Source organism: Orrella sp. 11846 (assembly GCF_048820935.1).
Lineage (GTDB): Bacteria > Pseudomonadota > Gammaproteobacteria > Burkholderiales > Burkholderiaceae_B > Algicoccus.
In genome coordinates, this window is the sequence record NZ_JBMERD010000003.1 from 157653 (window position 1) to 172275 (window position 14623).

14 protein-coding genes are annotated in these 14623 nt (G+C 50.7%); 5 read left to right on the plus strand and 9 right to left on the minus strand.

Annotation, left to right across the window (positions count from 1 at the left end; translation table 11 throughout):
* Window positions 1-6 precede the first annotated feature (6 nt).
* Genes purH through ACOI06_RS03720 form a run of 5 tightly spaced genes read right to left on the minus strand, consistent with a single transcriptional unit; the run spans window position 7 to window position 5536 of the window.
* Window positions 7-1599: a bifunctional phosphoribosylaminoimidazolecarboxamide formyltransferase/IMP cyclohydrolase gene (gene purH, locus ACOI06_RS03700; RefSeq protein ID WP_420661158.1), complete on the minus strand. Its 1593-nt coding sequence runs from the start codon at window positions 1597-1599 to the stop codon at window positions 7-9.
* Between the two features lie 39 nt (window positions 1600-1638).
* Complete coding sequence (locus ACOI06_RS03705; RefSeq protein WP_420661159.1) at window positions 1639-1881, minus strand: helix-turn-helix domain-containing protein; 243 nt, start codon at window positions 1879-1881, stop codon at window positions 1639-1641.
* Between the two features lie 22 nt (window positions 1882-1903).
* Window positions 1904-2923, minus strand: coding sequence for a tRNA dihydrouridine synthase DusB (gene dusB, locus ACOI06_RS03710; protein ID WP_420661160.1), 1020 nt, complete (start codon window positions 2921-2923; stop codon window positions 1904-1906).
* A 53-nt stretch (window positions 2924-2976) separates the two neighbouring features.
* The gene (locus ACOI06_RS03715; RefSeq protein WP_420661161.1) at window positions 2977-4137 is read right to left on the minus strand and encodes an FAD-dependent monooxygenase; all 1161 of its coding nucleotides are present in this window, start codon (window positions 4135-4137) and stop codon (window positions 2977-2979) included.
* A complete protein-coding gene (locus ACOI06_RS03720) occupies window positions 4130-5536 on the minus strand; it encodes an aminopeptidase P N-terminal domain-containing protein (protein ID WP_420661162.1) in 1407 nt (468 codons plus the stop codon). The genes ACOI06_RS03715 and ACOI06_RS03720 overlap by 8 nt, the downstream gene beginning before the upstream one ends.
* A 154-nt stretch (window positions 5537-5690) precedes the next feature.
* Between ACOI06_RS03720 and ACOI06_RS03725 the strand changes: the two genes are divergently transcribed.
* A complete protein-coding gene (locus tag ACOI06_RS03725; RefSeq protein ID WP_420661163.1) occupies window positions 5691-6548 on the plus strand; it encodes a cytochrome c oxidase assembly protein in 858 nt (285 codons plus the stop codon).
* 7 nt (window positions 6549-6555) lie between these two features.
* Here the strand turns inward: ACOI06_RS03725 and galU are convergent, their stop codons facing one another.
* Window positions 6556-7395: a UTP--glucose-1-phosphate uridylyltransferase GalU gene (gene galU / locus ACOI06_RS03730; protein WP_420661164.1), complete on the minus strand. Its 840-nt coding sequence runs from the start codon at window positions 7393-7395 to the stop codon at window positions 6556-6558.
* A 127-nt stretch (window positions 7396-7522) separates the two neighbouring features.
* On the opposite strand from galU, the gene ACOI06_RS03735 reads away from it, so the two are divergent.
* Window positions 7523-9028 (plus strand): M48 family metalloprotease, encoded by a 1506-nt coding sequence (locus tag ACOI06_RS03735; protein ID WP_420661165.1) that lies wholly within the window; start codon window positions 7523-7525, stop codon window positions 9026-9028.
* An 11-nt stretch (window positions 9029-9039) separates the two neighbouring features.
* Here ACOI06_RS03735 and ACOI06_RS03740 read toward each other — a convergent pair whose 3' ends face one another.
* The 3 genes from ACOI06_RS03740 to ACOI06_RS03750 form a co-directional block, all read right to left on the minus strand.
* On the minus strand, window positions 9040-10266 hold the full coding sequence (locus ACOI06_RS03740; protein WP_420661166.1) for a multidrug effflux MFS transporter: 1227 nt from the start codon (window positions 10264-10266) through the stop codon (window positions 9040-9042).
* A 5-nt stretch (window positions 10267-10271) separates the two neighbouring features.
* A complete protein-coding gene (locus tag ACOI06_RS03745; protein WP_420661167.1) occupies window positions 10272-11357 on the minus strand; it encodes a YheT family hydrolase in 1086 nt (361 codons plus the stop codon).
* A gap of 198 nt (window positions 11358-11555) precedes the next feature.
* Window positions 11556-11804, minus strand: coding sequence for a zinc-finger domain-containing protein (locus ACOI06_RS03750; protein ID WP_420661168.1), 249 nt, complete (start codon window positions 11802-11804; stop codon window positions 11556-11558).
* Between the two features lie 265 nt (window positions 11805-12069).
* On the opposite strand from ACOI06_RS03750, the gene ACOI06_RS03755 reads away from it, so the two are divergent.
* The 3 genes from ACOI06_RS03755 (at window position 12070) to ACOI06_RS03765 (ending at window position 14585) form a co-directional block, all read left to right on the plus strand.
* Complete coding sequence (locus ACOI06_RS03755; RefSeq protein ID WP_420661169.1) at window positions 12070-12786, plus strand: AzlC family ABC transporter permease; 717 nt, start codon at window positions 12070-12072, stop codon at window positions 12784-12786.
* The gene (locus ACOI06_RS03760) at window positions 12783-13121 is read left to right on the plus strand and encodes an AzlD domain-containing protein (RefSeq protein WP_420661170.1); all 339 of its coding nucleotides are present in this window, start codon (window positions 12783-12785) and stop codon (window positions 13119-13121) included. The genes ACOI06_RS03755 and ACOI06_RS03760 overlap by 4 nt, the downstream gene beginning before the upstream one ends.
* Window positions 13122-13205: 84 nt before the next feature.
* A complete protein-coding gene (locus ACOI06_RS03765; protein ID WP_420661171.1) occupies window positions 13206-14585 on the plus strand; it encodes a DEAD/DEAH box helicase in 1380 nt (459 codons plus the stop codon).
* The last annotated feature ends 38 nt before the right edge of the window (window positions 14586-14623 follow it).

Here is a 14623-nt window from a genome sequence, read left to right on the forward strand (position 1 = left end):
ATGATCTTAGTGACGGAAGTGACGCATGCCTGTGAGCACCATCACAACGCCACGCTCATTGGCAGCGGAAATGACTTCTTCATCGCGAACACTGCCACCAGGCTGGATGACGCATGTAGCACCGGCGTCCACGACCACATCAAGACCATCGCGAAATGGGAAGAATGCGTCAGATGCCACTGCACTGCCTTGAAGTGATAGGCCTGCGTTTTGCGCTTTGATACTGGCAATTCGAGCTGAGTCAACGCGACTCATTTGCCCAGCACCAACCCCCATTGTCATGCCGTCTGCAGCAAATACGATGGCATTGGATTTGACATACTTCGCCACATGCCAAGCAAACAACATGTCATTCATTTGCTGTTCTGTGGGTTGCAGTGATGTGACAACTTGTAGTCCTTCGGGGGCCAAAAGACCTGTGTCTGGTGTTTGAACTAACCAGCCGCCACCCACACGGCAGACTTCAAACTGATTGTCTCCGGTTCCGAGTGGAATTTCGAGTACACGCACATTTTTCTTTTGCGCGAGAATGCTTAGAGCAGCGCCATCAAACCCTGGCGCGATTAATACCTCTAGGAATTGTTCGCTGACTGCTTGTGCGGTGGCTGCATCGAGCGGACGGTTAAACGCGATAATGCCGCCAAATGCCGATGTGGGATCTGTTTTAAAGGCTTTTTGATAGGCCTCGAGTGTGTTGTCACCAACAGCGACACCACATGGATTGGCATGCTTAATGATGACGCAGGCGGTGCGGTCCATGTGACGCACACATTCCCAAGCGGCATTCGCATCGGCAATGTTGTTGTAGGAAAGTCCTTTACCTTGAACTTGACGCAGATTGGCCAGTAAACCTACCCCTACCACAGGATCTTTGTAAAAAGCGGCCGATTGTTGTGGGTTTTCACCATAGCGCAAGGTTTGGTTACGATGCAGCTGTAAGGACAACACTTGTGGCCAAGGATCGCGTTGAGCGACCGCTTTGGGATCGGGTTCGGTGTGTTCTAAACTACTCAAAAAGCTGGCGATTGCGCCGTCATAAGCCGCGGTGTGAGTAAAGACTTTCAAAGCCAAAGCAAGGCGCAAACCGTAACTGGTTTGACCATGGTTTTGATCCATTTCCAGTAAGACTTTGTTGTAGTCTGTCGGATCAGTGACGACGGTGACACCACCTTGTGCGGTGCCATGGTTTTTAGCAGCTGCACGCAGCATGGCTGGTCCGCCAATGTCAATGTTCTCAATGGCATCTTCTAAGGTGCATGCCGCATTGGCAACAGTTTGCGTAAAGGGATACAGATTCACCACCAGAAGGTCAATGCGATCAATGTCGTGGTCTGACAAAGTCTTCATGTGTCCATCATCATCGCGTCGGGCTAATAAGCCAGCGTGAATGCGAGGGTGTAGGGTCTTGACGCGCCCGTCCAAGATTTCAGGAGAGCCTGTGTGAGTGGCGACTTCTGTGACTGGCAAGCCAGCTTCTGCCAGCAACTTGGCAGTGCCGCCAGTCGAAAGGAGTCTGACCTGACGGGCATGCAGTGCGCGGGCAAATTCGACGATACCCGCTTTATCGGAGACGGAGAGGAGGGCGGTCTGGATTTTCATGGTGAGAATAGTTTGGTTAAGTTCTTAAAAAGTAATAGGTTATGCGTCGATCAGCTTGTGCGCAAGGAGCTTTTTACGCAAGGTGTTGCGTGTGATACCTAGATACTGGGCGGCGCGTGACTGATTGCCCTCAGCACGTTTCATCGCGCTTTCCAGTAAAGGTTTTTCAACACAGCTCATCACCATATTCCACATACCACTGGGTTCGTTGTCACCCAGATTTGTGAAATAGGCCTGTAAATTAAGCCGCACGGATTCATCAAGAGATTGGATTGATTTCATTATGATCGGTTGAGTCAGTTGTTCAGGCTGCCAAATGTGTTGTCCGCAATGGTTTCGTGGATCCTTCAGGTTCTTGTTCTTTAAGCCAGCGTTCGATCGTACGGTACTGTTCAGCGGTCGTTTCGATGGCGTTAATCGACTGAATTAACGACGGACCACTGGCAAGATTCTCAAAGTACCAGCCGATGTGTTTACGTGCGGTTCTAACCCCTGTTGCTTCACCGTAAAACTGATAGTGATCTTCCAAGTGTGTTAGCAACCATTCACCGATTTGTGCAACGGTAGGTGATGGTAAGACCTCACCTGTCTGCAAAAAATGATGAACTTCACGAAATAGCCAAGGTTTACCCATGGCGGCTCGGCCAATCATGACTGCATCAGCGCCAGTCTCGTCGAGAACTTGTCTGGCTTTAGAACCACTGTCAATATCACCGTTGGCAATGACGGGGATCTGACAGTTTTCCTTAACCTCACGGATCGTATTGTATTCGGCTTGACCCTCGTATCGGTCGGCACGTGTGCGACCGTGCAAAGTTATTGCTGCAATTCCTGTTTCTTGCGCAATTTTTGCGATTCGAACGGCATTGCGTGTCTGACGATCCCAGCCCGTTCGGGTTTTTAACGTGACGGGAACACCGTGTGGTTCACAAGCGTTTACTACGGCTTCGAGAATACGAGCAACCAAGGGTTCGTCTCGTAAAAGCGCTGAACCCGATGCGACCTTACAGACTTTTTTGACCGGGCAGCCCATATTGATGTCGATGATGCGCGCGCCTTTGTCAATGTTGAATTGGGCTGCTTGCGCCATGATGTCTGGGTCAGAACCGACGATTTGCACGGTCACCGGATCAATTTCACCGGCATGATCTAGTCGTCTGGCTGATTTTACACTGTCCCAGAGTGCCGGGTTGCTGGCCGCCATTTCGGAAATGGCATGACCTGCGCCCAGTCGTTTACACAACTGGCGATAGGGACGATCGGTGACACCGGCCATGGGTGCGACAAAGACCGGATTGGGAAGTTTCCAGGAACCTATTTGCATGACGACATTGTATAGGACGTGCTGCCACTGTATGGATAGTTTGGCTCGTGACTCTAAGCTCGGATGCCTTGCAGAAAAATTCGTGCAAAGGCCTGACGCACTGGTGGCACAAGATCTAAGCCCAGTAAAGTGAGTCCGCCTAGGTGCTCTACAGCGGAGATTCCCGTTGAAAAGCCCGTTGATAGCGTGTCGGTGAGCGAGGTCATCAACGCACGATCTTGTTTACGCAACTTTTGATACAAAGCAAGCGGTCTGTCTAATTTTTGTACCGATGGCATAGCCAACCAAGTGCGCAGACTATGCGCTAAGGTTTCGACATCGCGTAAACCCAGATTGAGTCCTTGGCCCGCTACAGGATGCAGTGTTTGTGCGGCATTGCTAATGGCGACCAGATGGCCTTGGACAGGTTCACGATCAAAGCTTTTGTACAGCGGAAATTGAGAGAATTCACCCTGAGGTGTGATGGTACCTAGACGATCCCCAAAATCAGTTTGCATGGCTTGGGCAAAGGTGATGGGGGACATGTCGTGAAGTACTTGCGCTCTGCCGGGTCGCACACACCAGACGATGGATTGCAGATGTGGGTTTTGTGGATGTGGCAGTAACGCCAACGGACCTTCACGAGTAAACCGTTCAAACGCCCAGCCGTGACGCGGCAGTGAAACGGTGGCCTGACCGACGAGTGCGACCTGATCGTAAGCTTCACGACTTACTTCTTGTCGTAATCCATCGGCTCGTACCCCTAAATGACTGCGCCACTGTTGTTCTTCATGTGTGATGAGAACACCCGTGTCATCGTTGCTTAACTGTGCCGCAACGCCTTGGTGAATGGTGACACCACTGGCACGAGCTGCTTCGAGTAACGAGGTGTAAAGTGTTTGATAACGCACGACATATCCCAGTGCAGGCGTGTCCATTTCAGTTGCTTTTAATAATGTGCGTCCGAGTCGACCTGATTGAGAAACGTGAATGGTGTCGATGGTTGCAGCTTCATCCGACCAAGCACCCAGACTGTCCAGAAGCACTCGACTGCCTTCATTGAGCGCAATGACTCTGGGGTCGTCTTCTACGTCGACGTCGTAGCGTGTATTTTGTTCGATCTGAAATAGCGCAATTCTGGACGGTGTTTGTGACAGTCTTGCTAGCAAGATGGCCAATGCGCTGCCTGCTGGGCCGGCACCTATAATGGCGACATCGTAATCGGTGTTATTCATTGGACGCCTTTTTTGGGTCTAGGTGTTCTTGCATCAACGTTTCAATTGCGTGACGAGTCACGGGGACATCACGCGTGAGCAGTTCACAACCGGTTTGTGTGATCAGTGCATCGTCTTCGATACGAATACCCTGATTCCAGTAACGTTCGGGAATGTCTGCATCAGGGCGGATATACAGCCCTGGCTCAATTGTGAGTACCATACCCGGTTCTAAATTGACCCAAGGTGCTTGTTGGGCTGTTGTCTGTAACGCCTTGCCTTGTGAATCAGACTGACGATAGGCGCCTACATCGTGTACATCGAGACCCAGCCAGTGTCCGGTGCGATGCATATAAAAACGTTGATAAGCACCTTGTTCGATCAGTCCCGAGACGGTGCCACGCAAGAGTTTTTCATCGACAAGGCCTTGCGTAATCACTTCCACCGCGGCTTCGTGCGCTGCATTGAAACTCGCACCTGGTTGTGTCACAGCAATGGCTGCCTCTTGTGCATGGAGCACGATGTCGTACAAATCGGCTTGCACCGAACTAAAGTGCCCGCTCGCTGGAAATGTACGTGTAATGTCGCTGGCGTAACCATCAAGTTCACAGCCCGCATCGATGAGAATTAAATCGTCGGGCCCGATGATGTCGTGGCCTGCGCGATGATGCAGAATGCACGCATTGGCACCAGTGGCCACGATCGTGTCATACGCAACGTCTTGTGCACCTTCTGTGAGAAAGGTATAGAAAAGCTGCGCCTGTAACACCCGTTCTGTGAGACCGGGTCGAGCTCGTCGCATGGCTTCACAGTGCGCGTGAGCAGCAATTTGTCCAGCCCGGCGCATGGTGGCAATTTCATGGGCATCTTTGATTTGTCGCATTTGACTCACGATGGGCGTGATATCCATCCATCGTGGTGCGTGTGCGGTTTGATGACGCTGTGCTTGGCGACTCTGTGTGAGCCAGGTTTTAAAGGTCTGGGGTAGATTCTCGACGGCACAGCGTTGTATCGGAAACCAGATGTTGGGCGTTTGTGCCAAATGTTGTCGCATCCAAATTTCGAGCTGGTCGATGGTGTGCGCTTCATCAAAGCCAAACGCGGTTTGCGCGGCCTGTGGACCCCATAACAGGCCTTCCCAGATTTCGGTTTGCTCGTTTTTGTCCTGACAAAACAGCAAACTCTGCGTGTCTGTCGGCGTGACGTGTAAAACTAGCCAGGCTTTTTGTTCGGTAAATCCAGATAGATAGTAGAACTGACTGTCAAACCGAAATGGATATTCTGCGTATTCAGAGCGCAAAGGGGCTTGACCATTGGGAATGATCATCACGCCACCGCCGTGTTGACGCATCCATTGAGCCAGCTTGTCACGGCGTTGTTGATAAATCTCTGGTGCAAAAGGTGGGGCAAGCAAACTCATAATGACATAGTGAGAATGAATTGAAATAAAAGTAAAAAATCGGCTTGATGATAAAGAAGTTGCAACGAAGGACTCTGAGGCGTCGCAAGGGCACTGCGATTTCGATGATAGACCATATTACAATTTAGCTAGATGAATGGATGAATAAATTAGTGTGATGGGTATGGATTGGCTGGCTTGGTTAGACCCTTGGGAGTTTTCTCCGTTACTGCTTTTGTGCTTTGCAGTCGGAATTACGCTGTTTGTGCGGGGTCAGCGCGTTCACCATGTCACACGTGCCAGGAAAGCGTTGTTTTGGTGTGGGATCGCTCTGCTTTATTTTCCAATGCATACGCTCTTAGACTATTACGCTGAGCGGATGTTTTTTATTCATCGAATTCAACATCTTTTTTTACACCATGTCGGACCATTGGTTCTGATGGCTGCGTACCCCGGTTCGGTGATGCGCGCGGGACTGCCGCTGTCATGGCGTATTCGTTTGCGACGCTTTAATCAGACGCTGGCTGGACGCAGTTTGCAAACGGTGCTGACCAACCCGATTTTTGTGCCAGCGTTGTTTATTTTCCTAGTGCTGGTTTGGCTTATTCCTTCAGTCCAGTTCTACTCCATGCTGGATTGGCGTTTGTATCGGTTAATGAACTGGTCGGTGGTCATTAGTGGCTTTATGTACTGGAATTTGATTTTGGATCGCCGCCCATCGCCTCCCGCCGTGATGACCCCTGTGGGCAGAGTAATCTCGCCTATTGTCACCATGTTGCCGCAAATGGTTGCAGGTGCCATGATTGCGTTTTCTAGTGTGGATTTATATCCGTTGTTTAATCTGTGCGGACGTGCCATTAACATGTCAGCGATCGATGATCAGATCTTAGGCGGATTGATTATGTGGATACCCGCTGCCCTAGCTGAAATTGCGGGCTTGATGATTGCTATTCGCAATTTGATGCGACTGGCTGATCGGGGTCGCTGGCATCGCAAACCCCGATCAGCAAAACGATTGGCATCGACTGGATAGCGCGAGTTCAGTCGACGTGAAAACCGTGATATTTTTTGCCGTAAGCCACGTTGGCTTGGAACATGCCCAGTTTGCTACCACAGTCGTAGCGCACGCCTTCATATTGATGGGCAACGACCGCGTGGTCAGCGAGCATGGCGGCAATGCCATCGGTGAGTTGAATTTCGCCACCAGAACCTACCTGCACATGACGCAAATACTGAAAAATAGCAGCGTCTAGTACATATCGACCGACTACACCGAGCGTCGAAGGCGCTTGGTCGGGGTGCGGTTTTTCGACAATGCCGTGAATCCGTGATGTTTTGTCATCGATGGGATCGCTAGACACAATGCCGTATTTATCTGTGTCGGCATGTGCGACATTCTGAACGGCCAACACACTGGCTTGATGATTCAGGGCTGTATCAATGAGTTGAGACAGCACGGGACGTTTGGCATCGATCAGGTCATCGGCAAGAATCACCGCAAAGGGTTCATCACCGACCACAGGTGCGGCGGTCAGGACAGCATGTCCAAGCCCAAGGGGTGCCGATTGACGAATGTAAATACAGTTGATCTGAGGATCAATGATGTCGCTGAGCGTTTCGAGTAGATCTTCTTTGCCTTTCTCCTGTAATTCACGCTCAAGTTCGGGTGCCGAGTCAAAATGATCTTCAATGGCGCGTTTATGACGTCCAGTCACAAAGATCAGATCAGTGATGCCTGCCGCAATGGCTTCTTCGACAGCATATTGAATCAAAGGCTTATCGACAACAGGTAGCATTTCTTTTGGCATGGCCTTTGTCGCAGGCAAAAATCGGGTGCCAAGCCCTGCAACCGGGAAGACGGCTTTACGGATAGGACGCATAATTTTTTTAAATCCCTTATCATTAACCAGTACGTTGAGTAATTTTACACAGAATGTCAGGCGCATTGTCTTTGTATTGATCAGGCGTGAATGCCCATCAAATCTGAATTGCGAAGGCGGAGGAACCATGTCATTGCAGTCAAAGCGTTTGTTTCGCACCACCTCGGTCACATTGGCTTTGTCGCTTGTTTTACCCGTCTGGATTGCAACACCTGCGATGGCCCAACCGATAGGGCTGCCTTCACTGGGCTCTAACGCTTCAGCCGATCTCTCACCGTTAACGGAGCAACGCCTTGGTGAACTCATCATGCGCCAAGGTCGCTTAGACCCAACCTATGTTCATGATGTTGAAATCAATCAGTATTTAAATCAACTGGGTCAGAAATTGGCGCGTCATGCAGTGGGTGGTACGCCAAGCGTGGAATTGTTTGCGGTACGTGACCCGGCTTTTAATGCGTTTGCGATGCCGGGTGGCTATATCGGCATTAACACCGGGGTGATTGCCATTAGTGAACGAGAGTCTGAGCTAGCGGGCGTCGTTGCACATGAAATTTCTCATGTCACGCAACGCCATATTGCCCGAGGGTTAACACAACGACAGCAAACCAGTGCTTTGATGCTTGCCTCGATTGCAGGTGCTTTACTGGCCGCTTTGGCTGGAGGTGCGGGTTTGGCCGCAGGAGTCGCTGCCTTTGGGCAGGCGGCAGCCATTGATCGGCAGCTGGGGTTTTCTCGTGACGCAGAAAGTGAAGCAGACCGGGTAGGACTGCAGATGATGACGAAAGCAGGGTTTGATCCCACGGGTTTACAGTCGATGTTTGAAAAGCTGATGCATGCTTCGAACTTAAATATGGGTCAGCGCGGGGGCAACACATATCTGAGCACACACCCCTTGAGTATGGATCGCATGACAGATATGCAAAACAGAACTCGTAATCTGTCTGCTTCCAGTTATCAAGACAGTCGGGACTTTGCGTATGTGCGTGCTAGGGCGTTGGTGGCGCAAGCCACCAACCGAGAAGACATTCGTCGGCTTCAAGATCGGTTGGCCGATGAGGCCAGACGCGGCTCAAGTTCGGCGCGTTCAGCAGCCAATTTGGCTTTGTCTGAGTTGGCAAGTCGACAGGGTGATCACAACTTAGCCCGAGCGTATTTACAAAAAGCGCGGGAAGCGGGTGATTCAGCTTATATCGCTAGACAAGATGCTTGGTTGCAGCTGGTTTCTGGTCAACCACAAGCTGCTCAGCAAACAGCTCGACAGGCTTTATCAAAATGGCCTAATCATGTCGCGCTTGCAGAGGTTCAAGCACGTGCTTTGTCACAGATGGGGCAGCCTGCACAGGCTGCAAAGGTTTTGGAAGGTGTGTTGAAACGCTGGCCTGAAGAGTTTCCAAGCCTGTATCAACAGCGTGCAAATGCATTGATGCAAGCTAACGAACCTATTCGTGGGCGTGAGGTTATGGCGCAGTATTACGTCCTGACGGGTGCTTTTCCAGCTGCGATCGCACAACTAGAACAAGCACGTGAGATGACGAAAGACTTTCGTGAGCAGTCCGTGCTGGATGTGCGGATTCGGGAAGTGCGTCAGAAAATGGCGCAAGAGCGCGAAATACTGGAGCGTTTTGGAGGTTGATTGTTTGGGTGTCAGGACGATGGATGTGCGGCGGCACTGCGCAAGGCTAAATATCGAGCCAAAGTCCACAAACTAATGCACAGAGCGGATGTTCCGAGCATACCCAGAGACAATCGCAATGCGCTTTGAAAGATTAGCGGGGCAATGAGCCCGGCGATGATCGAAAAAATCGTCATTTGCACGAAGCTTTGTAAAGAAGATGCTGTGCCCCGAATGGCTGGGAAATAATTGAGCGTCATGATCGTCATGCCCGGTAATGCCAGCGACATGCCGAAGGCATAAATAAACATGGGGATCACAGCCCAGGGCACTTCGGCTGTAAAGAAAATGTTGTAAACCACGTTCCAGCAAGCACCAAAGATCAGAATGCTCAAGCCAATTTTAACGGTCAGTTCAAGTTTGAGTTTCTCCGCAAAGCGGGAGTTGATCATAGAGCCTAGGAACATGCCGCTGATAAATGGCAGGAATAACCACCCAAACGAGGTTTGTGACAAGCCAAGAATGTCGAGAATAAAGTGTGCGGCTGAAGAAATGTAGATGGCAAATCCAGCAAAGGCAAAACCTAATCCCACAATTGCCAGCACAAAATGTGGATTGCGTAACGCCTTCACGTAGTTGCTCATGATCACAGTGATCCGAAATGGGTGTCTTTTTTCTTTGATCAAGGTTTCAGGCAGATCACGCCAACAATAAAACATGAGTAAAACGCTAAAGAGAGTCAATGACCAGAAGACGGCGCGCCAACCAATATATTCACTGACATACCCCCCAAAAATCGGTGCGATTGCGGGAGCCAAGCTAAACACCATGGTGATATTGGCAAAAAAGCGTTGTGCTTCAGAGCCGCCAAATCGATCGCGAACCAAGGCCTGACCAATGACACGACCAGCCCCGGCTGATGAGCCCTGAACAATCCGAAAAAAGATGAGCCATCCATATGTGGGCGCCAGGGCAACCCCAATACACCCGATCGTAAAGATCACTGTGGAAAAGATAATCACGGGGCGGCGCCCGAAACTATCGGAGAGCATGCCCCAAAACAAACTCATGAACGCAAAAGAAAGTAGATAAGCACTGAGCGACAGCTGAACTTGTGGCTGATCAATGTTAAATGCTTCCCCGATCTCATAGAACGACGGCAGGTACGCATCGGTTGCAAATGGACCGAGCATGGCGAGCGCCGCCAGTAAAATAGTCAGCGTCGTTATGCTGGTTTTCTGATAAGCCGGTTTAAACATCAGAATTAGTATCCGGTCAGAAAAAAACGTGCGAGTCGAGCCGGCAGCCAGTTTGCATTGCCCGGAAATGTGCCTGTCGTAAACCCAACATGTCCGCCTTCTGCGGGTTGGTGGAGCGTGACTGCGGTGCTGGCCTGATCAGGTCCGGGCAAGCTTGCTTGCGGGATAAAAGGATCATTACGCGCATTTAAAATCAACGTATTGGTTTCAATCGACGGCAACCAGGGTTTGCTTGAGGATTGTGTCCAGTAATCTTCTGCACTGGAAAAACCATGCATAGGAGCCGTGTATGCCCCATCAAAATCGCGTAATGTTTTTGCGCTTGAAAGTTGGACGACATCAATGGCACCTGGAAAGCGGGTGGCTTTTTCCAGAATCTTAGGCTTCATGGATCGCAAGAAATGCCTTGTGTAGAAATGTCGACCAAACCAGTTGTCACTCAAGTGGTTTCCCGTGGCGACTAAATCCATGGGGGCACAAATGGCCGCCGCCGCTTTTAAATGGCGTGCTTGGCTTGCGCGTTCGCCCAGAAACTTCAATAAAGCATTGCCACCCAGAGACACACCTGCGGCATGCCAGTGCGCATTTGAGGCTCTTGAACGAACAGTTCGTAAAATAAATGCGATCTCGTCAGAATCACCCGAGTAATAGGCGCGTGCAAGTCGGTTGGGAGTGCCAGAGCATCCCCGAAAATGCGCCAAAACGACTAGCCAGCCCCGTGCTCTAAAGTATTGAAGAATCGATTGGGAATAACGGCTTTCGCTGTTGCCCTCTAATCCGTGAAACAAGACCAAGGCAGGGGTTTCAGTCATGCCCTCGATGAGCGTCCGATCTTCATCGGTCATCCAGCGCAAGGCAACACTCTTACGAGGTAGGGGTTCCTGATCTTGGGCAGGAACTGCCGGTTGCGCCACGAGACCCGGTCCACTCCAGTCAAAATCCAGAAAATCGCCATCCGGTGTGTTGACACGCTCACGCACGAATCTCAGGTGATTGGCGGGTGCGACATACGCACCATAAAGCGTTTGAATGTGACCACCAGGCAGCCAAACAGGCACCGGGCAGGTGGATGTGTCAAAAGTTGCGCTCATAGGGCCGTTTGCCACTCCGTTGTCAATGGAAACGGCGAGCGCTTGAAGGACAAGTGCGAGGCCGAGCACGCGCGATGACATGCATCATGGCTGCGAATGGGTTCTATGCCGCACGAATCCCCAGATGTTGCGTTGCTCGATCCGGATCGGTGTGCGAAGTCTGTGTTGTCAGCAGTGTCAGGCACCATTCACCGGTCCTTAGTGAGGGTGGTCTGGCGCTTTGGTGCCAGGTTCCAGATCGTAATGCACCCCGCAATAAGGGCACTCCACAGAGCCAGTTGTCAAAATGTCTAAATAAACACGAGGATGCATGCTCCAGAGGGGTGATTTACTCCCCGGGCAATGCAAAGGTAATTCTTTTTCGGTGATTGTGATCCGTGTGGCCGTCAGGTCTGACTGAGGGTCAATATCCAGAGGCTTGTCGTGTGAAGATGTTGTTTGTGTCATAGTGAGAAATCCGTTTCTGATCGGTGCGTATAGGCCAGTCAGCTGTCTGATACGCCATTTAAATCGCGTATCACATGAAATTTTCATCATTGTAACAAGCAGGTTGTCGCTCGGGTATGAGTATGAGCCCTAGATTGGCGAACAGAGTTCTTTGTGTGTTTCAGGTTCTACAATGGCCGACGTATGTGATATCTCGTCCGAATGGCGAGTCAAAAATGACAGTCGTGATCGCGGATTGTGTAAAGGGGTTCTCTGAGTAAATGCTATGTTGAATTTGACCGATGAGGCGCGCCTTGCCTGGCGTGAAGGACTGATAGCCGTTCGGCCGGCTTTGATTGCGACGGGAACTTGGGGGCTGGTGAGTGGGGTGGCCATGGTGAAGTCTGGCTTGACTGAGAGTGCTGCATTGATGATGACACTTTTAGTCTATGCGGGTTCAGCCCAACTGACGTCTTTGCCATTGATTGCGACAGGTGCACCACTTTGGCTAATTTTTGTGGCGGGTTGTGTGGTGAATTTGCGATTTGTGATTTTTAGCGCAGCGTTGCAACCCTACTTTCAGAATCAAAGTTGGCAACGGCGCCTCGCGTACGGTTATCTAACGACAGATATGGCATTTGCCTTGTTTATTCCGCGCTTTGGTGATGACAAAGTGCGAGGCACTTTACAACAACGTTGGTATTTTCTGGGGATGATCATCCCCGGCTGGATTGTTTGGCAAACTTCTTCCATTCTAGGGATTTTTTTGGGCACATTGGTGCCCAGTGCATGGTCACTAGAATATGCGGCTGTGCTGGCGTTGATGGCCATTACGGTGCCCTTGGCAACGACGCGTCCGATGTTGTTTGTCATGTTAGTGACTGGTGTTGTGGCTTGGTTGACGCAAGCATTGCCACTGCGTCTGGGGCTTTTAGTGGCCGTGATTTCAGGCATTATCAGCGGCATGCTTATTGAGCGTCGCAGCAGGAAAAAAGAGTCATGAGTGAACAGGATATTTATGTCTATGCGGTGATCGCGCTATTGACGATCTGTACGTTTCTGACACGAGCTGTCTTTTTGTTGTTCGGAGAACGTGTGTCGCTCGGAGAGGAAACGCGTCGTGCATTGCGTTATGCGCCTGCTGCCGCATTGACCGCGATTATCGTGCCTGAGTTATTGCCTTGGAATGTGCAGGCTGGTGGGTTTGTTGTCGATGAGCGTTTGATCGCGGCCGTGATCGCGGTTTGGGTTTATCTTAAAACGAAGAATGCTGTCTGGTTGATCGTGGGCGGCATGGTGGCTTTCTGGTGTATTCGCGCTGTGGTTGCCTGGATCTAAAAAAAGACTCGCAAAATCATAGATTCACACGCGTTTTTTGTCTGGTTTGCGTTAAACTGTGCAGCAGTTATTTCAAAGGTCTTAATGAATTCTACAAACATATCAGACAGTCAGCCAGTTTCCGAGACGCCGCTCACATTTGAGCAAATGGGATTGCACCCTGCAATTCTGAAGGCTGTGGTTCAAACCGGCTACACGACACCGACACCGATCCAAGCCCAAGCCTTGCCAGTTGCCATGGTTGGGGCTGACGTGATGGGTGCTGCGCAAACGGGAACAGGTAAAACAGCCGCATTTACGTTGCCCGTTTTACATCGCTTGATGGCGCTTGCCAATGCCAGTGCATCACCTGCCCGACATCCAGTGCGTGCTGTGATCCTGACACCAACGCGTGAGCTTGCCGATCAGGTCTACGAAAGCGTTTGCCGATATAGCCAAGAAACGCCCCTGCGCAGTACGGTGATTTTTGGGGGTGTCGATATCGGTCCACAAAAAGAAGCCTTGCGCAATGGTTGCGAGATTTTGGTGGCCACACCGGGACGATTACTGGATCACATGAACCAGAAAACCGTGAATTTGTCGCAAGTTGGTATTTTGGTGTTGGATGAAGCCGATCGCATGCTGGATATGGGCTTTTTGCCGGACCTAGAGCGTATTGTTCAGGCTTTACCCAAAAAACGTCAGACGATGCTGTTTTCTGCGACGTTTAGTAACGACATTCGTAAACTTGGTCGCACTTATCTGTCGAACCCAGTTGAGTTGGAAGTCGCCACACGCAATGCCACGGCCGATACAGTGACACAAATTGTGTACGAAGTGCGTGATGAAGACAAACGTGATGCAGTGGCACATTTAGTGAAGTCCAAGGGCTTAAATCAAGTCATTGTGTTTTCAAATACCAAGTTGGGTGCAGCTCGTCTGGCACGTCAGCTTGAGCGCGACGGGGTGAAGGCAGAATCGATTCATGGCGATAAGTCCCAGCAGGACCGGATGCGTGTGCTGGAAGCCTTTAAAGCGGGTGAGCTTGAAGTGCTGGTCGCCACGGATGTCGCTGCGCGGGGGATCGACGTGGCCGGTGTGCCCTGTGTGATTAATTACGATTTGCCGTTTAATGCAGAAGACTATGTGCACCGAATTGGTCGCACGGGTCGTGCAGGTGCCAGTGGTGAAGCGATATCTTTGTTTAACCAGGATAATAAACGCCTTTTACAAGATATTGAGAAACTCACGAAACAAACGATTCCGCAAGGTAAGCTTGACTTGCCGCGAGTGTCTGCTAGCCGTGGCCGTTCGGACCGTTTAGCATCAAAGCGTGTGCAGCCGCCTGTCGATGATTTTTTCTTGAAGCCGTATGAGCCGTCGGTGACTACAAAGACTGTCGCGCAGACATCACCTAAAGAGTCGGATCGCAACGCAGATACTAAACGCGTCAACGTGGGGGTTTTATTGGGCGGATCACGTTAATCAGTTTAAACGTCGTTTTAATTCAAATGCAATGCCCT